The following is a 19,921-nucleotide window of genomic DNA, read 5'->3' as shown; positions in this document are numbered from 1 at the left end:
CCCTCGGAAAGCCGGGCCATGGATGTAACAATACAGGCCATGACCCCTGCGCAATACGTTCAAGACAAAGCCGCCGCATCCGGCAGCAGCTTTTACTACGCTTTTTTGTTTCTGCCCGCGCCCAAGCGCGCCGCCATCACTGCTTTTTATGCCTTCTGCCGTGAAGTGGACGACGTCGTGGACGACATGGTGGACGCCAGCGTGGCCCAGACCAAGCTGGCCTGGTGGCAATCCGAAGTAGCCAAGGCCTATGCCGGCCAGGCCAGCCACCCGGTCATGCAGGCGCTGATGCCGCTGGCCGCTGAATTCAAGATCGAGCAGCGCCACCTGCAAGCCGTCATCGAAGGCTGCCAGATGGACCTGCAACAGACCCGTTACCTGGACTACCCCGGCCTGCAGCGCTACTGCCACCTGGTGGCCGGCGTGGTGGGCGAGGTGGCGGCCGGCATCTTCGGCCAGACCCAGGCACAGACCACAGCCTACGCCCACAAGCTGGGCCAGGCCCTGCAGATGACCAACATCATCCGCGACGTGGGTGAAGACGCCATGCGCGGCCGCATCTACCTGCCGGTGAATGAGCTGCAGCAGTTTGACGTGAAGGCCCATGAAGTCCTGAAACGCACCTACTCCGACAAATTCACCGCGCTGATGCGCTTCCAGGCCCAACGTGCCCACAGCCTGTACGACGAGGCCCTGGCCCTGCTGCCCGCGGAAGACTTCCGCGCGCAAAAGCCGGGCCTGATGATGGCCAGCATCTACCGGGCGCTGTTGCGCGAGATCGAGGCCGACAACTTCCAGGTGCTGCACCAGCGCATTCGCCTCACGCCGCTGCGCAAGATGTGGCTGGCGTGGAAGATGCAAGCATTGGGCAGATTTTGAGAGTCGCGATCGTCGGCGCCGGTTGGGCCGGCATGGCCGCGGCCGTGGCCGCTTGTGCGCAAGGCCACACCGTCACCGTCTTCGAAGCCTCCCGCACACTGGGCGGCCGCGCACGGGCTTTGCAGGGCACGCTGCCAGACGGCACGCCGGTCACGCTGGACAACGGCCAGCACATTCTGATCGGTGCCTATACCGAGACACTGCGCCTGATGCGCCTGGTGGGCCTGGACCCGGACGCCCTGCTGCTGCGCCAAACCCTATCCCTGCCTTTCCCTGATGGCTCTGGTTTGCAAACGCCCGCCTACGCCAAGCACTGGCCCGCGCCATTCGACGCGATAGCAGCCATTGCCACGGCGCGAGGCTGGTCTTGGGGCGAGCGCTGGTCGCTGATACGGGCCTCGCTCGGCTGGCAGATCCGGGGCTTCGCCTGCGCGCCCGAGCTATCGGTCGCAGCTCTTTGCAAGGGCATGGCGCCCCGCGTGCTGCAAGAGCTGATCGAGCCGCTGTGCGTATCCGCGCTGAACACGCCTGCTGACCAAGCCAGTGCCCAGGTTTTCCTGCGGGTCATGAAGGACGCGCTGTTTGGCGTACGCGGTGGCTCCCATCTGCTGCTGCCCCGCACCGATTTGAGCGCGCTGTTCCCCGCCGCCGCCGCGCGGTGGATCGCAGGCCGCGGTGGCCAGGTCCACCTGGGGCAGCGCGTAGGCGGCCCGCGCTGGCAGGCGCCGCACTGGCTGCTGGACGGCGAGGCGTTTGACCGCGTCATCTGGGCAACGTCTTCGTCTCATGCGGCGCTAGCCCTCACAGAATCTACACAGGACGCTCCTGAATTCGTAGCAACCCAATTGCGAAGCTGGGTTGCCACCGCCTCAGCCTTGCGCTTTGAGGCCATCGCCACCGTCTACGCCTGGGCACCCCAGGCCCGTCTGCCCCATCCCATGCTGGCCCTGCATAGCACTGCCACCGCACCGGCCCAGTTTGTATTCGACCGCGGCCAGTTGGACGGCCCGCAAGGTCTGCTGGCCTTTGTGGTCAGCGCCAGCGATGGTGGCCGTGAAGAGCTGCAGGCCGCGGTGCTGCAGCAGGCCAAAGACCAACTCGCCGCCTTGGGCCTACCCGCGTTGCAGCCCGTGCAGACTGTGGTTGAAAAGCAGGCCACCTTTGCCTGCACACCGGGTCTGCAGCGACCAACCCAGCAAATTGCACCTGGCCTGCTGGCCGCCGGCGACTACGTGCAAGGCCCCTACCCGGCCACACTGGAAGGCGCAGTGCGCGGCGGCTGGGCGGCGGGATATTTGCCCTAGACCAAGCTTTGCGCTGACTATTTGCACGCATCGCACTGCGCACTGTGTCGGGCGGGCCCCGTTGTGGCAGCGCAATGCGCGTGCGCAGCGCCATCGTAAGGGGTATATGTTCGTTCGCCACGAAGTTAACGGGCTGGTGATACCGCAAGCCCGGTCATAATCTAATCACACAAATTGGTGAAGCTTTCAACCCCTATCGCGACCGCCTCAGCAGATGGTTCAGTCCAGCATGGTTTATCGGCCGCGGGAGGCGTTCTTGGTTTCTACGAGCATTGCAGCGCGGCGGACAAACGCTAATCGTTAGGCCTCACATGCCCAGTTCGAATCCTCCCTTCTTCTTTCCCGCAACACAAAGCGTAGACCGCAGGCTCGGCGACACCTTCGGTTTTATCTGGGCCAGCTATGCTGGGCTCCGAGAGCTCTGGTGGCAGGTGCGTGGATTCCAATCTCAGTTCCCAGACCAACACATTGACGACATCAAGTCAAAGTTCCTTTCCGGTTTAACCTTACCGGGGGGCATTGATCTGCGCCGAACATGCTTGGAAACCGATTGGGCTATCCACGAGGAAGAGTTTGCCAAGTGGATACTCTTTGAATCATGTACTCTCTACGAGAGTTGGGCGGAGAAGGTCTGTTCAGATCTTTTTACGCCAACTGCCGCAGACTCTCACGCAAAAGCACTTCAGTTCCCAACCGGAACGAACAAGAAAGGCCGAAGAACGGGTTTCCGCAATGCAGTTGATGCAGCGAACATTGCAACCTCGAGTCTAATGAAGACCGAATTCCTCCCAAAACTCAGTTCTTCAAAACTCAATCGTTGGACAACGATTGAAGAGCACTTGCTTGCGTATAGATACTTCAAGGAGTGCAGGAACTCCATCATTCACTCGGACGGCATCGCAGACCAAGATATGGTTGATCTCCACGCGACCTTGCTGGCCGCCCAATCAAGCAGTTCTACGCCCTTCCGAAAGCCATTCACTCTGCCACCACCAAACGTTGGGACTTCGATTCCGCTCCACGTCAAAGACTGCATCTTGTTCGCGACTGTGGTGAGACATTTGATCTGTACTTTTGACGCGGCTCTTTGCGTCGCGGCAGCGAATGAGCGGAGTCTGGAAGTGCGACTCAGGGCGGCTCGCGCGCTGAGCCCTGCACTTATGAATCTTCCTGGTGATCCCGTTAAACGCACGCAACGAGTCAGGAGACTGTTAGCGGCAGCACGAGTGCCGGAACCAGTCAGCATTGCAAACGTTGAAGCGTGGATGGTCATTCAGAGGGTAATCTGAACCGTGTGTGTGTGTGAGGCCAACCCCTTCGCTCAACCGAACTCACTCCGGTATGTGGCCAAAGGGACTGAATGAAATGGCAGGCCTTTGGCCAAATACTGCAACGATCAGGATAGCTCAAGCGTAAGGAAGCTTCGAAGTAGCACGAAGGTCGCCTTGTCGTCCAGAACCAGTATTGCACCTCCCCTCAAAGCACCCCACTCCAAGGCAAACGGCGTGGCGCGCTGGCCAACAAACCAGCCCTAAGTTGCTGCCGCGGCGACTCTAACCCCCTCCCCATTGCGTATCATTGGCCGTCCTCAGGAGTCGCCCTTCCATGCACATCGCCGTCAAAATCGCTGCCGCCACCGTCACCGCCGCCATCCTGGTCGTGGGGGGCGCGGCCGCTTGGCATATCCACACCAAACAACCGCAGCGCAGCGGCACGGTGGCGCTGAAGCAATTGCAGGCGCCCGTCAGCGTAGCGTATGACGAGCGCGGCGTGCCCCACATCAAGGCCAGCAACGAGATGGACCTGTACCGGGCACTGGGGTATGTGCATGCGCAAGACCGCCTGTTCCAGATGGAGATGGTGCGCCGCCTGGCCCGCGGCGAGCTGGCCGAGGTACTGGGGCCCAAGCTGCTGGATACCGACAAGCTGTTTCGCACCCTGGGCATTCGCGCCAAGGCCGATGAGATGGCCAGCAAGCTGAACCCCGCCAAGCCCGCCGACATGGCGCTGATTTCCTACCTGGACGGCATCAACCAGTTCCAGAACACGCACCCCGTGCCGCTGGAATTCGAAATCCTCAAGATACCGAAGCGCCCCTTTACGCCGCAAGACACCTTTGCGGTATCGGGCTACCTGGCCTACAGCTTTGCCCAGGCCTTCAAGGCCGAGCCGGCGCTGACCCATATCCGCGACGAGCTAGGCCCCGACTACCTACGCATCTTTGACCTGGACTGGCACCCTGAAGGTGTTGTGCAACCCCAGGCAAAGACCGCCACATTGACTAGGCCCGGCAACGCTTCCACCAAGCTGGCCTTGGACCGTAAGGACTGGGCCGGCCTGCAGCAACTGGCGCAACTGAGCCAGGACGCACTAGAGACCGCCGGCGTGCCCGCCTTTGAGGGCAGCAATGCCTGGGCCATATCGGGCAAGCGCACGGCCAGCGGCAAGCCGCTGTTGGCGGGCGACCCGCACATCGCGTTCTCCACGCCCTCGGTGTGGTACGAGGCGCACCTGACCGCACCCGGCTTTGACCTGTATGGCCACTACCAGGCGCTGAACCCCTTTGCGCTGCTGGGCCACAACGACAAGTTTGGCTGGAGCCTGACCATGTTCGAAAACGACGATGTGGACCTGGTGGCCGAGAAGCCCAACCCCGCCAACCCCAACCAGGTGGCCATCAAGGGGCAGTGGGTGGACCTGACCACCCGGACGGAGACCATCAAGGTCAAGGGCGAGGCCGATGTCACGCTGACACTGCGCCGCTCGCCGCACGGCCCCATCATCACCGACGCCTTCAAGGACAACTTTGGCAAGACCCCCATTGCCATGTGGTGGGCCTTTCTGGAAACCGAGAACCCGGTCATGGACGCCTTCTACGAGCTCAACCGCGCCGACACCCGCGACAAGGCCCGCCGCGCGGCCGAGAAGATCCACTCCCCTGGCCTCAACATCATGTGGGCCGCCGCCAGCGGCGATATTGGCTGGTGGGCCGCGGCCAAGCTGCCCATACGCCCCGCGGGCGTCAACCCCAGCTTCATCCTGGACGGCAGCACCGACCAAGCCGACAAGAACGGCTTCTACAACTTCAGTTTCAACCCCCAGGAAGAAAACCCGGCGCGCGGCTACATCGTGTCGGCCAACCACCAGCCCAAGCCCGCCAGCGGTGTGCCTGTGCCCGGCTACTACTGCCTGCCCGACCGTGTGCAGCGCTTGGATGGCGCGCTGAGCGACCCCGACAAGAAATGGGACTCTGCCGCCGCCCGCGCCCTGCAACTGGACAGTGGCAACGGCTATGGCCCGCGCGTGCTCAAGGACCTGATGCCCATACTCAAGGCCGTCACCACCGATCCGTATGAAAAGGCCTTTCTGGAGCCACTGGACCTGTGGGACGGTGACTACAGCCGCGAAAGCATGGCCGCGTTGCTGTTCACGCAGCTGATGTACGAGCTGGCCCATGCCGCCATGGCCGACGAGATGGGCGAAGTGCAGTTCAAGAACCTGCTGCGCACCTTTGCACTGGACAGCGCCCTGCCCCGCCTGGTGACCGACGCCAACTCTCCCTGGTGGGACAACGTGGACACCAAGAAAAAAGAGAACCGCTTCGAGACCGTGCGCATCGCCTGGGTCAACACCATCAAGCACCTGGAGTCTGTCTATGGCAAAGACCTGTTGAAGTGGAACTGGGGCACGGCCCACACGCTGACCCATGCCCACCCGCTGGGCCAGCAAAAGCCGCTGGACCGCATCTTCAACGTAGGCCCTTTCCGCGTACCCGGTGGCCGTGAGACGCCCAACAACCTCAACATCAACATGGGCCCTGCGCCGTGGGGCGTGCGCTCCGGCCCGTCCACCCGCCGCGTCATCGACTTCGCCCAGCCCGACAAGGCCGTGGGCATCAACCCCGTGGGCCAAAGCGGCGTGCTGTTCGATGCCCACTACGATGACCAGGCCGAGATGTTTGTGTCGGGCCTGTACCGGCCCATGCACCTCAGCCCGGCGGACGTGAAGGCCAGCACCAAGAGCACGCTGACGCTGACACCCTGATCGACTCTCCGTTTACCGACTACACGCACGTTCATCACCATGCCCTTTGCTGCCGAACCCCCATACAGCCACGGCCAGGCGCCCCGCACCGCCGTGCTGTATTGCAACCTGGGCACACCGGACGAGCCCACGCCCAAAGCCGTGCGCAGCTACCTGAAGGAGTTTTTGAGCGACCACCGCGTCGTGGAAATTCCCCGCCTGCTGTGGATGGCCATCCTGCATGGCTTCATCCTGCGCACGCGCCCCGCCAAGTCAGCCGCCAAATACGCCAGCATCTGGACGCCCGAGGGCTCGCCGCTGAAGCTGTGGACCGAGAAGCAATCCAAGCTCTTGCAAGGCTGGCTGGGCCAGCGCAACCATGCCGTCAAGGTGCGCTATGCCATGCGTTACGGCAGCACGTCCATCGCCTCGCAGCTGGATGCGCTCAAAGCCGATGGCGTGACCCGTGTGCTGGTTGTGCCCGCCTACCCGCAGTACAGCGGCACCACTACGGCCAGCGTGTTCGATGCCGTCTACGCCTGGGCCGCGCGCACCCGCGCCGTGCCTGAGTTGCGTTTCGTCAACCACTACCACGACCATCCGGACTACATCGGCGCGCTGGCCTCCAGCATCCAGCGCCACTGGAAGGAGCACGGGTGCCCCGAGCAATTGCTGATGAGCTTCCACGGCGTGCCCGCACGCACGCTGGCGCTGGGTGACCCCTACCACTGCGAGTGCATGAAGACCGCCCGACTGCTGGCAAGCAAGCTGGGCCTGACCAAGGAGCAATACAAGGTCAGCTTCCAGTCCCGCCTGGGCCGCGCCAAGTGGCTGGAGCCCTACACCGAGCCCACGCTGATCGCCATGGCCCGCGCCGGCGTCAAGCGTGTGGACGTGGTCTGCCCCGGCTTCACCAGCGACTGCCTGGAGACGCTGGAAGAAATCAGCATGGAAGCCCGCGCCGCCTTTCTACTGGCCGGCGGCAAGACCTTCCACTACATCCCCTGCCTGAACGACGACCCCGAGTGGATCACCGCGCTGTGCAACATCAGCGAGCGGCACCTGGCGGGTTGGGACACACAGGATGAGCCGGATGCGGCGGCAATGGCGACATCACGGATTGCGGCTTTGGGGATGGGGGCTAAGCAGTAAGTGCGATGCAGCAAGTACGATGCTATTGATTTGCTAGCTACATACACTTATTTGGTGAGGGCTAGTGGCCATTTTTTCGCAACGGCTCTGCTGAAAAACCCACTTTGGGTATAAATTAGCCTTTTATCCAAAGCACACCCGGTTACGCCCCATCTCCTTGGCCCGATACAGCAAATCATCGGCCTTGCTGAGCATGGCGTGCACGGTTCCGGCGGCCACGTCGGCGCACAAGCCCATGCTCATGGTCACGCGCAGGTCGGGGTGCACATTGGTCCACGGAAAGCTCTCGATCACCTGGCGCAGCTTGTCGCACAGCGCGGCGGCCTGGGGTAGCGGTGTCTCCGGCAGGACGAAGACGAACTCCTCACCGCCGTAGCGGGCCACCACGTCGGAGATGCGCATGTGGGTGCGCAGAATCTCGGCAATCTGCTTGAGCACCACATCACCAGTGGCGTGAGAATAGGTGTCATTGATGCGCTTGAAGAAGTCGATGTCGCCCATGACCACGGTCATCGGGTGGGCGTGGCGCACCGATTGCTCGAACAGCTGCTGCGCCTGCTCGTCGAAGTGGCGCCGGTTGTAGAGGTTGGTCAACGCGTCGCGGATGCTCATTTCCTTCAACTGGTTGGCCTGCTCCAGAATCGTTTGGTTGGACTGCTGCAGCGCCTCGTGGCTCTGGGCCAGCTCTTCGCTCATGGTGTTGAAGGCCGTGGCCAACGTGGCAATCTCGCCGCCACCACCCTGCACCGCCACCTTTTGCCGCAAGGCGCCCACGCGCATGGCCTTGACGGCGCCGGTCAGCTGCCGCAGCGCTGCGCTCAGGCCATTGCCCAGCAGCAGGCCCAGGCCCAGCGCCAGCACGGTGGCTGCGGCTGCGCCATAGGCCAGGGCTCCGCGCATGGCGGCCAGGTATTCCAGGTCTTGCTTGCCGGGGGCCAGCACGCCCTGGGGTGAGATGTAGGCCTCAACCTTGTCGTTGACGATGATTGGGATGGCATCGCGCTGCATCTCGGGCGGCGCGATGCTGTCGTGTGCATATTCACCGGCGCCCAGCAGGATGTGGTACTGACTGTCCATCAAGATGAAGCGAAACGGCGGATCGCCGCCGCCCCGCCGCGGACCGCCACCCTCGGGACCGCCATCAGGCCCGGGTGGTGGAGGCCGGTCATCTCCGGCCCGTCCCTCGGGACCCGGCCGACGGTCATCGCGTGGTGGTGGCGGGCGAGTGCCCTCTTGGTCGGGGGGGCCATCGGGACGCGGCGGCGGTTGCCAGTCCTGGCGCTGCGCTTGGGGGCGCTGCGCTTGGCCCTGCTGGCCATTGGGCCCCTGCTGCTCCATGAACTGGCGAAACGGCATCACCGCACTGGCGGCCTGCCAATTACCGTACTTGGTCAGGTATTCGGTGACGGCCGACTTGAAATGCATGCTAGCCTGCTGACGCCGCAGCGAATCGAACTTGTTGGTCAACTGCACATAGGCCACACCGCCCACCAGCGCCACCGAGGCCAAGCTGCTGAACAGCAGCGCCAGTACGAATTTGAGGCGTAAGGACATAGATCTCCCATTGTGGCGAAGACGCCGACAAGAGAATCAGCGTCTAGCCATTTTAGAGAGATGGTGGTGGGCGAAAGGCCCACTTTCAACAGAAAAGACGCAACCTGCGATGGCGTGAGATGATCAAGCAGACTGCGGCTTGAGGCTGCGGATGGGGCCAGCACGTTCCTCGATCTGGTGCTCCACCTCGGCACGCAGCCCCATCGCAAAGCCCACTTCAGCCACCACAAACAGCGGGCCGATGATCAGGCCCATCAGGTCATCCACGAAGGCCGGCTTGCGGCCCTCGTAGGCATGACCGACAAACTGAAACGCCCAGCCGACCACAAACATGCCGATGCCGCTGCCCAGCCAAACCGCGGTGCTCTGGGCGGCCATGGCATAGCCTGCCCACACAGACAGGGCCATCAGCACCGCCATGACCAGGCCAAAGCGCAGGTCCAGCAAAAAGTAGTACAGCACGGTGATGCCGGTCAGCACCAGGGCGGGGGTCAGCAGCACCCCGCCGATGTCCACGCCGGGGCGTGACAGCAGGATGGCGATGGAGACCACAATCATGGGGATGCCGACCAGGTGGGTGGCGATGTTGCGGCGGTCGCGGTGGTAGGTGGCGTATTGGGCCAGTTGGTCTACGAGCGTTTTCATGGTGGTGGCATCTCTTCCTTAAACGTGGACACCGAGATCATCCTTGGAAGCCCCGCCCAAAACTGTCGGGTAGCAGACACTCGGGCCTAAAACCCAGAGCCCGCCGCCTCCACCACCTGGCGCAGGCCATCGAAATCGACGATTTCGATGGCATTGCGCTGCAGGCGTATCAGGCCCTGCTGCTCCAGGTTCTTGAGGATCTGGTTGCTGGTCTGGCGGCTGATGGCCAGCAGGCGCGACAACTGCTCTTGCGACACATGCAGCACCCGCTTGCGCAGCGCCGCGTCGTGGCGGCCGCCATAGCCCTCGGCCATCCACAGCAGCCGGCGTGCCAGCCGCACGGGGGCCGGCAGCATGGCCGTCTCTTCCACCAGTGCGAACAGCAGGCGCAGTTTGTGGCTCATCAGCAGCGCCAGCTCGCGCCAGCAGGCCGGGTGCGCGTCCAGCAACTGCACCATGGCCGGCTGGGGCACCTGCAGCACCACGGTGGGGCCGTCGGCGGCCGCGTCGTGCGTGCGGCTTTGGCGGTCGAAGATGGCGATTTCGCCAAACCAATCCGGCGGCTCGATCAGGGTCAGCACGGCTTCTTTGGTGTTGTCCGCCGTGCCGCCCACGCCAGATACCTGCACCATGCCATCCAGCACGGCATACAGGCCGCAACACGGGTCACCGCGGGAGAACAGGCGTTCGCCAGCGGCGAGCTTGCGCACTACCGCCGCATCCAGCAACTGCTGCTGGAACAAGGGCGATATCTGCTGAAACCACTTGCCCTGCATCAGCAGCTTGGCGTAGGCCTGCGCGCCGCTGGGTGCGGGCGTGTCGGTGGTGGGCTTGCTGGGAAGGCTCACGACACAGCGCTACCAAATAGATAGCTGAATGCACTTATTCCACGGGGGCTAGCGGCATATTCTTCCAACTAGCCTTTCCATACAAACGGAAACTTGAGCTGCTTCACAAATCCATCGGGCACATAGTCGCCCAGCACGCCATAGCGCTCGGGCCACAGCTTGGTGCTCTTGACCGCCGTGCCAAACAGGTAGTCGATAAAGGCGAAGTGGGCGGCGTAGTTGCGGTCCAGCGCCTCCTGGTCCTGGCTGTGGTGCCAGTGGTGGAAATTGGGGGTGACAATCACATAGCGCAGCGGCCCCAGGCGCACGCTGACATTGGCATGGTTGAACACTGCCTGGAAGCCGACAATGACGATATAGGTGTCGATGACATCCTTGGAGAAACCCAGCACAAAAATCGGCGCCAGCACCAGCGTGCGGGTGATGATGAGCTCCAGAATGTGCTGGCGCGAGCCGGCCATCCAATCCATGTGCTTGGCGCTGTGGTGCACCGCGTGCAGCCGCCACAGCCAGGTCTCGTGGTAGGCGCGGTGCGTCCAATACTGCACCAGGTCCGCCACCAGCACGATCAGGAACACGGCCACGAAGAACGGCAGATCACGCACCCAGGCTTGTATGCCGTCTTTGGCGGCCCAACCAAACAGCTTGTGCACCAACAGGTTGGTGGCCAGCATGATGAAGCCCACGATCATGTGGTTGACGATGAAGTGGTTGAAGTCGGTCTGCCACTCGGGGCGGAACACAGGCTGGTCTTTACGCAGCGCAAACAGCTTTTCCACAAAGATAAAGATCAGCGATGAGCCCAGCAGGTCCAGGATGAACCAGTCCAGACCGATGTAGGGTGTGTTGTCGGCAAAGTCGTTGACCGGCACCTTGCTGCCACCCAAGATCGCCGTCAACACCACCAGCAGAAACGCAAAGCCGGACAACCACCGCGCGCGGTTGAACAGCACATTGACCAACGACATGCCACCCGCCAACACCATGGACACGAACATGATAGTGCGTATCACCTCCACGTCATAACTCTTGCGCAGCTCGGGCGTGGTCAGGTACTGCGGAAAGTGAAAGGCCAGCACGCCCAGGAAGCACAGGATGCCCAAAGAGAGTGCGATCACCCCGGTGATCAGGCCATTGCCCTTTTCGAGCCTGCCATGACTCTCGGTCAGGTCATTGAGTTTTTTCAGCATGGTTTCCTCCACCGTCGTTTTTTTGCAGATGGGCCGGAGTATCTCAAACTTAAGGGAGGCTGAAGCAAGGCCTTCGCCACGGGTAAGCCCTAATGTGCCCGCACCGACACCCGGGATTCGGCACCCCGGAAATAGCGATACTTGCTGCACTTTTCCACACTAGGCACCCTGCGCATGCGCTCCACCAAAAAGCTATTGTTCGTCGTGTTGTGTTCAGCATGGGCCGGCCTGATGGCCAGCGCCGCTGAACCGCTACCCAAATCCGCCGTGCCCGACCCGCTGAAGTCGTGGATTCCGTGGGTAATGCATGGGCAGGAGATGCTGGCCTGCCCCCAGGCCTACAACGACGAAGGTGCCCGGGCCTGCGTGTGGCCTTCACGTCTGGAGCTGAACACGACGCGCAGCGGCGCGCAGTTCCGCTTCGAGGTGCAGGTGTTTGGTGCCGCTGCCTTCGTGGACTTGCCAGGCGAACCCGGCAAGTGGCCGCAGATGTTGAAGACGAATGGCCAGACGTTGGCTGTGGGCAGCCGAGACGAGCGTCCGGTGGCCCTGTTGGCACCCGGCAGCCATGTGATCACCGGCACCCTGCCATGGACCGAGATGCCGGAAGACCTGCAACTGCCCCGCGAAACCGGCGCCCTGCAGTTGCGCATGGATGGCAAGCCGGTCCAGCGCGCGGCTGATACGGACGGACGCCTGTGGCTGCAGGCTGCCAAGGAGCAAACGCAGGCATCGGATGCGCTGACCATACGCACCGCGCGCCTGGTAGACGACGCCATTCCGCTGCGGGTCACCACCCACTACGACCTGGCCGTCTCTGGCAAGCCGCGCGAGATTCAGTTGCCCATGGCACTGTTGCCGGGCTTTGTGGCAGAGAGCCTGGACAGCGCTCTGCCCGCACGCCTGCACGAAGACGGACAACTGCGCCTGCAGGTTCGCCCCGGCAATTGGACGGTGGAAATCACCGCCCACCGCATGGCGCCCACCGCCGCACTGGCACTGCCCCCAGGTCTGCCCGACGAGATATGGTCCTTTGCCGCCCACAACGACCTGCGCGTGGTCAGTGTGGAGGGCGTTGGCACGATTGACCCCAAGCAAGCACCCATCCCTGACCCGTGGCGCAGCTTCCCGGCTTTTGCCATCAAGGCTGGGCAGGCCTTGAAGCTGGTGGAGTCGCGCCGTGGCAACCCCAACCCTGCGGCCGACAAGCTGACACTGGATCGCCAGATTTGGTTGGACTTTGACGGCAAGGGCTACACCATGCAAGACAGTTTTGCGGGCACGCTGTCGCGCACCTGGCGCCTGGAAATGGCCGCACCCGCCGTGCTGGGCCACGTGGCGGTGGACTCCGAGGACCAACCCGTCACGCGCCGTGCCGGTGCCCAAGGTGACGGAGTGGAGGTGCGCCGAGGCCAGGTCTCGATGCTGAAGGCCGATAGCCGCCTGGAAGGTGATGCCCGCACCCTGCCAGCAACCGGGTGGATGGTGGACGTGCAATCCGCGTCGGTCGACCTGAACCTGCCACCCGGTTGGCATTTGCTGCATGCCAGCGGCGTAGACCGCGCTGCTGGCTCTTGGGTGGATGGCTGGACGCTGTGGGATTTCTTCGTGGTCTTGCTGAGCACCTTGGCCGCCGCCAAATTGCTTGGGCCCAAAGTCGGGGCGATGATGGCCCTGGCCCTGGTTGCCACTGCCCATATGGACTGGGCACCCCGTGATACCTGGGTGGTTTTGCTCGCACTGCTGGCGCTGACACGCGTGTTGCCCCGGGGCAAGCTGCTGTCTTGGGCCACTTGGGGTAGCCGCGTTTGCGCGGTGGCCATCGCGCTGTGCTTGCTGCCGCATGCCATTGAGCAAATTCGTCTGTCGGTATATCCGGCTCTGTACCCCGCGTCTGTATCCATGCCCGAAGACCGTGTCACGGCACACGACACCATGCGCAAGAGAGCGCCGGAGGCCGTGGTGATCCAGGAAGCCATCGCCCCGCCACCCGCACCTGCGGCAGCACCTGCGCCCGCCGGTGTACCGATTGCGCCAAGGGTTGATGCCCCGCCCCCTCCTCCGCCTAAGCAAATCAAGCCAATGGAAAGAATGATGGGCGGTGTGTCCTCCACAGTCAGTGCGCCCAGCGTGGACCTCAACCAACCGGTGAACAACGCCACGCTCGGCGATGTTGACCCCAACGCCAAGGTACAAACCGGCCCCGGCCTGCCAACCTGGAACTGGGCATCGCACCACCTCAGTTGGCAGGGCCCTGTGCTGGCTACACAAAGCCTGAGCCTCTACCTGCTACCACCGGCGGGCGTTGTGGCGCTGCGCCTGGGCGGATTGGCCTTGCTACTGGCGGTCTTCTGGTTCGTGGTGAAGGCATTGCCTGCCAGACCTAAAGACGAGGCCGCGTCTGAGCCCTCCTCCACGGTGCCGGCCCACGCGCTGTCCCTACTTGTCGCAGCCGTGCTGACCGTCTTTGCAGCCAGCACGCCCACGGACGGCTGGGCCGCACCACCTGCGGAGCAAACGCCATCGGGCCAGGGCCTGCCCGACGCTACCTTGCTGAGCGAACTGCGCAGCAAGCTGACGCCTGCGCCCGCCTGTCTGCCCCAGTGCGCCGACATCGCACGCCTGCGCGTAGAAGCCCGCGGCGCGCAAGTGCAGTTGCGCTTGGATGCGCATGCCCTGGCCGACACCATGCTGCCGCTACCCGGCCAGGGTGGCAATTGGCGGCCTACCGTCATCACCAGCGACGGCAAGCCGGCCATCGTGCGGCGCGATGACAGTGGCGCACTGTGGCTGGCCGTGCGGGCCGGCGTTACACCCGTGGTTCTGGCGGCCGATGTGGGCGACGCCACGACTGTAGAAATTGCACTCCCCATGCCAGCACGTGAAGTGACTGCCGCAACCGAAGGCTGGACGCTCAGCGGTCTGGACGCGCGCGGCCTGTCATCCGGCGCCTTAAGCTTGTCGCGCAGCGCCGTGGGCACCAATGCATCCAAAGATGGCACGCAACGCGATGGTCTGCCCGCCTTCGTGCAAGTGCAGCGCAAGCTGCGCCTGGGCTTGCACTGGACGGTGAATACGCAAATCAGCCGACTGACCAGCAGCCATGCGCCGGTGCGCGTGAAGGTCCGCCTGCTGCCCGGAGAATCGGTCAACAACGAAACGGTGCGTGTGGAAGACGGCTATGCGCTGGTGCAATTGGGCTCCGAAGACTCGGCCGCATTCACCAGCAGCCTGAAGGAGAGCCCACGCCTGCAACTGACCAGCGGGCAAGAGAGCAACCAAGTCGAACGTTGGTTGCTGCAGCCATCCGCCCAGTGGCGCGTGCAATGGAGCGGCATAGCCCCCGTGCAATACCTCGACCCCGGCGCGCAAAGCCTGGCGCCGCAGTGGCAGCCGTGGCCTGGCGAGAGCGTGACGCTGGATATCACCAAACCGGTAGGCAGCGCAGGCCAGACTCTGACCATCGATAAGCAAAATATCAGCATGACGCCCGGCCTTCATGCCACCGAAGTGGTGGCCTCGGCCACGCTGCGCACCAGCCAAGGCGGCAACCACCGCATCCAGCTGCCAGCCGAAATTGAGTTCCAGGGCCTGAGCGTGGATGGCGTCAACCAACCCATACAACCCCAAGGCCGCCAACTCTCCATACCGCTGGCACCAGGGGCACATACCCTGCAGATCGATTGGCGCGAGCCGCGTGGCATTGGCTGGCGGTTTGTATCGACGCCATTGGCTCTGGGCGCTACCGGTGTCAATGCGTCCACAGAAATACACATGGGTCCTGAACGCGTGGTGCTGGCCGTGGGTGGGCCTCACATGGGGCCGGCTGTGCTGTTCTGGGGTGTGCTGGTGGCGCTACTGGGCGTGGCTGTGGCTTTGGGTAGGACACGGCACACGCCACTGGGTATTGGCGCCTGGTTTCTGTTGAGCGTGGGCTTGGCGCAAACAACGCTGTGGGGCGCCGTAGTCGTTGTGGCATTCTTCTTTGCGTTGGCGGCACGGCGTGTGCCGCGCCCACCCATTCCGCCAACCGCAGGCTGGTTGCGGCGCAATGCGTTCAACCTGGGTCAGGTCGCCCTGGTGGTGTGGGCCATCGTCTGCACATTCTTTGTGTTTGACGCCGTGCGGACCGGGCTATTGGGTTACCCCGACATGATGGTCAGCGGCAACGGCTCCAGCGCGGCCAGCCTGCTGTGGTACCAGGATCGCTTTGCTGTGCAGCCTGAAGCCACCTGGGTGCTGTCCATACCCGTTCTGGCCTATCGCCTGCTGATGCTGGTGTGGGCGCTGTGGCTAGCTGCATCGGTTGTCCGATGGGCCAAGTGGGCGTGGGAGTCGTTCAGCCTGGGGGGTTATTGGTGCAAGCGCCAGAGCGCGCCGCAAGAGTTGCAGGAGAGTGAGCAAGAAGAAGTGCCCGCCCAAAACTGAAGGTCTGGGCATGACACGTGCTGCGAAAGAAACTATGGCAAACTTTGCGATCGATCATCTCAACAGGAGGACTTTCCCATGGCTTTGCGCATCAACGACGTCGTTCCCAATTTCACCGCGGATACTGACCAGGGACCGATCACATTCCATGACTGGATCGGCTCGGGTTGGGCCATCTTGTTCTCCCACCCCAAGGATTTCACCCCCGTTTGCACCACCGAGTTTGGCGCGGTCGCCCAACTGGCCGATGAATGGGCCAAGCGCGGCACCAAGGTCATTGGCGTGTCGGTGGACGGCGTAGCAGCGCACCAGAAGTGGAAGACCGATATTGAAGGCTTCTGCGGTGCCAAGGCGGGTTTCCCCATCATCGCGGACGAAGGCCTCGCCGTATCCAAGGCTTTTGACATGCTGCCTGCTGAGGCCTATCTGCCGGATGGCCGCACCGCCGCCGACACCGCCACCGTGCGCTCGGTGTTCATCATCGGCCCAGACAAGAAGCTCAAGCTGTCCATGACCTACCCCATGTCGGTGGGCCGCAATTTCGCCGAAGTTCTGCGCGCGCTGGACGCCCTGCAACTGACCTTCAACGTACCCCTGGCCACACCCGCCAACTGGGCCGTGGGCCAGGACGTCATCGTTGCCTTGGCGCTGAACGATGACCAGGCGCGCGAGAAGTACGGCAGCATCGACATCAAGCTGCCGTATCTGCGCACGACCCGCGCCCCCCGGTAGTGCGCGCTTGCAGCCAGGAGGAGGAGGACGCACTCCGCGCGCTGGTGGATTTTGGCGAGCGCCATCCGCGCTTGCTGGTATTGACCGGCGCCGGCTGCAGTACGGAAGCGGGCATACCGGACTATCGCGATGCCAGCGGTGCGTGGAAGCGCAATGAGCCCATGCGCTACCAGGTGTTTGTGGCCGACGCGCTGGCCCGCAAGCGCTATTGGGCGCGCAGCATGCTGGGCTGGCGCACCATGCGCAATGCCCGCCCCGCGGCCGCCCACCGGGCGCTGGCGCGGCTGGAGGGCGCGGGCCGCATCGCACTGCTGGTGACGCAAAATGTGGACGGCCTGCACCATGCAGCGGGCAGCACCCAGGTGGTGGACCTGCATGGCCGCATAGACACCGTGTGCTGCCTGGCGTGCGGCGTGCGCTCACCGCGCCAAGCGCTGCAGGACGCGCTGGTTCAACGCAACCCAGAGTGGCTGGCACGTGATGCCGCCAGTGCCCCGGACGGTGACGCCGATCTCGAGGCGCAAGACTTTGCGCCATTTGATGTTCCCTCCTGCGCCCTGTGCGGCGGCATGCTGAAGCCCGACGTAGTGTTCTTTGGCGAGAGCGTGCCACCCGCGCGCGTAGCCACTGTGCGCACGGCGCTGGCCCAGGCCGATGCCCTGCTGGTGGCCGGATCGTCGTTGATGGTGTATTCCGGCTACCGCTTCGTCGAGGAAACCGTGGCTGCGGGCAAGCCGGTAGCAGTCGTCAACATCGGTCGCACCCGGGCCGACGCCGTGTTGACCCTCAAAGTGGAGCACGAGGTGGGGGCCGCGTTGGAAATGCTGGCCGCGCGGATGGGTGTTTGAAAGACGCAGTGCGGCTTGCTACTACTTAAATAGCAAATTATTAAGCACTGACGAGGGCTACAGGCCAATTTAACTCCGGGGTTCTTTCAAAATACCTGTATTGGGTATTTTTAACGCTCTGCCCCTTCAATAAACCCCGCCACACACTCCAACTGCGCCGCCACATTCAAGGCTGGCGCATGGCCGCAGTCGGGCACCTCCACTGTCTGCAAGCGCCCCGCGGCACCCGGGCCGCGGTGGCGCATGGCTTCAATGGTTTCGGGCAAGACCAAATCCGAGTCGACTCCGCGCAGGCTCAGTACCGGGATCTGCAGCGCGTCGTAGTGCTCCCAGATGCGATAGTCGTCCGGGTGGCTGATGAATTGCTGCACCATGGCCGGGTCGTAGTGCGGGGTCACGCGGCCGTCGGGCAGGCGGCGCGTCGACGTTTCGGTCAAGCGGCGCCACTGCGCGTCGCTCAGCCAGCCATAGGGTTGGTAAACCTGGCGGAAAAAGACTTCCAACTCCAGCACGCTGCCAAACGCCGGCGGGTTGCCGGCATAGGCGCGGATGCGGGCGATGGCCGGTGCGGCCAGCTCGGGTGCGTTGTCGTTCAGCGTCAGGCTGACGATGCGCTGGGCCATCGACGGCTGCTGCAGACCCGCCGCGCAAACGGTGCCAATGGCGCCGCCCATGGAGGTGCCTACCCAGTGCGCGCGGCCAATGCCCAGTTGGTCGAACAGATCGGTAGCAATGCGAGCGTAGTGCGCCAGGCAGTAGTCCCTATCGGGGTTGTTGCTCCACTGGCTAAAACCCCGGCCTATGGTGTCGGGGCAGATCACGCGGTAGCGCGGGCTCAGGTGCTCGGCCAGTTCATCCATGTCGCGGCAGGTGCGCGCCAAGCCATGCCAGGCGATGACGACAGGCGCATCGGCCGCGCCCCACTCTGTGTAGTGGATTTCTTGGCCGGCGCAGCGCAGGTAGTGGGACGAAAAGACCATAGGCTTGGGTGACAGTTGGTTTGACTAACTAACGGAGCAACTTCCCCGAGGCGCCGATGACGGTCACCTCCACAAAGCGGGAGCCCACGCGGTTGGTGCTGGAGTAGTTGACCCGCGTGCCACCCAGGTCGAAGTTGTCCATGCCCTCCAGGGCCCTGACCAGCTTGGCGCGGGTGGGTGCCGGGCCGGCACGGCGCAGGCCTTCGACCAGCACCTTGGCACCCAGAAACTCTTCAAAGCTGGTGTAGCTCAGCGGCTGGCCACCGCCGTACTTGCGCATCAATGTCTGGTACTCGCGCACCACCGGCTTGTTGGCGCCAAAGGGGTATGGCACCACCTGCGTAATGCCCAGGCCGTGCACGGCCTTGAGGCCAGCCAGCTTGACCAGTTCGGCCGGGTCCACCACCGAGATGTTGTACAACTGCCCGCCCCCACCCGCCGCGCGGTACTGCTTGGCAAAGGCGGCCGTGGAGCGATTCACCGAGACCATGATGGTGGCCTGGGGATCGGCGGCCTTGACCTTTTGCACGGCATCCTGCACATCATCGGTATTGCGCTCGTACGAGGCGGCCACAACCAGCTCCAGGTTGCGCTTGGCCACGGCGGCCTCTACCCCCGCCAGGCCGGCCTTGCCGAAGGCATCGTTCTGGTACATGACGGCGATGCGCTTCATGCCCAGCGTAGCCATCTGGTAGACCATGTGCTCGGTCTCATCCACGTAGCCCGCACGCACATGGAAGATGTAGGGGTTGAACGGGCTGCGCAGCGCCTCGCCCCCGGTGTAGGGCGCGACCAGCGGCGCACCGCCCACATCCAGAATGCCGTCCGACAACAGCTTGGACACATTGGCCGTGCCGGCAAAACCGAACAAGGCCACCACCTCGGGGTTGAGCAGCGCTTCTTGCGTCAGGCGCGCGGTCTCGTCGACCTTGTAGCCGTCGTCCAGCACGGTGTGCTTGATCTGGGCGCCGTGCACACCGCCGTGCGCATTGACCCAGTCGAAGTAGATTTTCCCGCCCAGCACCATTTGCTTGCCGGTACTGGCCAGCACGCCGGTAAGTGGTGCCACTTGCACCACGGTGATATCTGCCGCAGGGGCAGTTGGGGCCGCACACGCCAGGCTGCCGGTGCCCAAAAGCACCAACACCACCAGCGCGTGCTGCATCTGTCGAACCAGTCCGAAAGGGGTAAGCATGGTTGTACCTCAGTATGTTGCTTGTACTTAGTTGGGTACGTTCAGCGACGTGCCGGCAAAGCCGATCTGGTCCGCAGACGCGGGCGTCGCCGCTATGGCCGGCACATTGGCGGCCGTGATGGCGGGCGCCGCGCCGGGCGTGC

At 63.4% G+C, this 19,921-nt stretch carries 15 protein-coding genes; 8 read left to right on the top strand and 7 right to left on the bottom strand.

What is annotated here, in order from left to right:
- The first annotated feature begins 39 nt into the window (after positions 1–39).
- From hpnD to hemH, 5 genes are all read left to right on the top strand, one after another.
- Positions 40–879: a presqualene diphosphate synthase HpnD gene (gene hpnD, locus AC07OO_RS21185; RefSeq protein ID WP_495084449.1), complete on the top strand. Its 840-nt coding sequence runs from the start codon at positions 40–42 to the stop codon at positions 877–879.
- Positions 876–2,183: a hydroxysqualene dehydroxylase HpnE gene (hpnE, locus tag AC07OO_RS21180; RefSeq protein WP_495084136.1), complete on the top strand. Its 1,308-nt coding sequence runs from the start codon at positions 876–878 to the stop codon at positions 2,181–2,183. Before hpnD ends, hpnE begins: the two co-directional genes overlap by 4 nt.
- Before the next feature lie 311 nt (positions 2,184–2,494).
- The gene (locus tag AC07OO_RS21175; RefSeq protein ID WP_495084135.1) at positions 2,495–3,472 is read left to right on the top strand and encodes a hypothetical protein; all 978 of its coding nucleotides are present in this window, start codon (positions 2,495–2,497) and stop codon (positions 3,470–3,472) included.
- A 316-nt stretch (positions 3,473–3,788) separates the two neighbouring features.
- Positions 3,789–6,227 (top strand): penicillin acylase family protein, encoded by a 2,439-nt coding sequence (locus tag AC07OO_RS21170; RefSeq protein ID WP_495084134.1) that lies wholly within the window; start codon positions 3,789–3,791, stop codon positions 6,225–6,227.
- A 39-nt stretch (positions 6,228–6,266) separates the two neighbouring features.
- Positions 6,267–7,358, top strand: a complete 1,092-nt coding sequence (hemH, locus tag AC07OO_RS21165; protein ID WP_495084133.1) for a ferrochelatase — start codon at positions 6,267–6,269, stop codon at positions 7,356–7,358.
- Between the two features lie 123 nt (positions 7,359–7,481).
- On the opposite strand, the gene AC07OO_RS21160 is transcribed toward hemH, so the two are convergent.
- The 4 genes from AC07OO_RS21160 to AC07OO_RS21145 all read right to left on the bottom strand — a co-directional run bounded on the left by AC07OO_RS21160 (position 7,482) and on the right by AC07OO_RS21145 (position 11,595).
- Positions 7,482–8,912: a GGDEF domain-containing protein gene (locus AC07OO_RS21160; protein WP_495084132.1), complete on the bottom strand. Its 1,431-nt coding sequence runs from the start codon at positions 8,910–8,912 to the stop codon at positions 7,482–7,484.
- A 123-nt stretch (positions 8,913–9,035) separates the two neighbouring features.
- A complete protein-coding gene (locus tag AC07OO_RS21155; protein WP_495084131.1) occupies positions 9,036–9,557 on the bottom strand; it encodes an Mpo1 family 2-hydroxy fatty acid dioxygenase in 522 nt (173 codons plus the stop codon).
- Between the two features lie 86 nt (positions 9,558–9,643).
- Positions 9,644–10,333: a Crp/Fnr family transcriptional regulator gene (locus tag AC07OO_RS21150; protein ID WP_495084448.1), complete on the bottom strand. Its 690-nt coding sequence runs from the start codon at positions 10,331–10,333 to the stop codon at positions 9,644–9,646.
- A 140-nt stretch (positions 10,334–10,473) separates the two neighbouring features.
- Positions 10,474–11,595 (bottom strand): sterol desaturase family protein, encoded by a 1,122-nt coding sequence (locus AC07OO_RS21145; RefSeq protein WP_495084130.1) that lies wholly within the window; start codon positions 11,593–11,595, stop codon positions 10,474–10,476.
- 174 nt (positions 11,596–11,769) lie between these two features.
- Here AC07OO_RS21145 and AC07OO_RS21140 point away from each other — a divergent pair, with 174 nt between their 5' ends.
- The 3 genes from AC07OO_RS21140 (at position 11,770) to AC07OO_RS21130 (ending at position 17,603) form a co-directional block, all read left to right on the top strand.
- Positions 11,770–16,023: a hypothetical protein gene (locus tag AC07OO_RS21140; RefSeq protein WP_495084129.1), complete on the top strand. Its 4,254-nt coding sequence runs from the start codon at positions 11,770–11,772 to the stop codon at positions 16,021–16,023.
- A gap of 78 nt (positions 16,024–16,101) precedes the next feature.
- Positions 16,102–16,755 carry a peroxiredoxin gene (locus tag AC07OO_RS21135; protein WP_495084128.1) on the top strand — a complete coding sequence of 218 codons (654 nt, stop codon included), beginning with the start codon at positions 16,102–16,104 and terminating at the stop codon, positions 16,753–16,755.
- On the top strand, positions 16,755–17,603 hold the full coding sequence (locus AC07OO_RS21130) for an NAD-dependent protein deacetylase (RefSeq protein WP_495084127.1): 849 nt from the start codon (positions 16,755–16,757) through the stop codon (positions 17,601–17,603). The genes AC07OO_RS21135 and AC07OO_RS21130 overlap by 1 nt, the downstream gene beginning before the upstream one ends.
- A 110-nt stretch (positions 17,604–17,713) precedes the next feature.
- Here the strand turns inward: AC07OO_RS21130 and AC07OO_RS21125 are convergent, their stop codons facing one another.
- The 3 genes from AC07OO_RS21125 to AC07OO_RS21115 form a co-directional block, all read right to left on the bottom strand.
- Complete coding sequence (locus AC07OO_RS21125) at positions 17,714–18,583, bottom strand: alpha/beta fold hydrolase (protein WP_495084126.1); 870 nt, start codon at positions 18,581–18,583, stop codon at positions 17,714–17,716.
- Positions 18,584–18,611: 28 nt separating this feature from the next.
- Positions 18,612–19,778: an ABC transporter substrate-binding protein gene (locus AC07OO_RS21120; protein ID WP_495084125.1), complete on the bottom strand. Its 1,167-nt coding sequence runs from the start codon at positions 19,776–19,778 to the stop codon at positions 18,612–18,614.
- Between the two features lie 27 nt (positions 19,779–19,805).
- Positions 19,806–19,921, bottom strand: a 116-nt coding sequence (locus AC07OO_RS21115; protein WP_495084447.1) for a 3-hydroxybutyrate oligomer hydrolase family protein, incomplete at its 5' end; no start/stop codon positions are given.

The organism is Rhodoferax sp. GW821-FHT07G04 (assembly GCF_059418585.1).
Note: the sequence above shows the minus strand (reverse complement) of the source record. Positions and strands in the feature narration are given on the sequence as shown.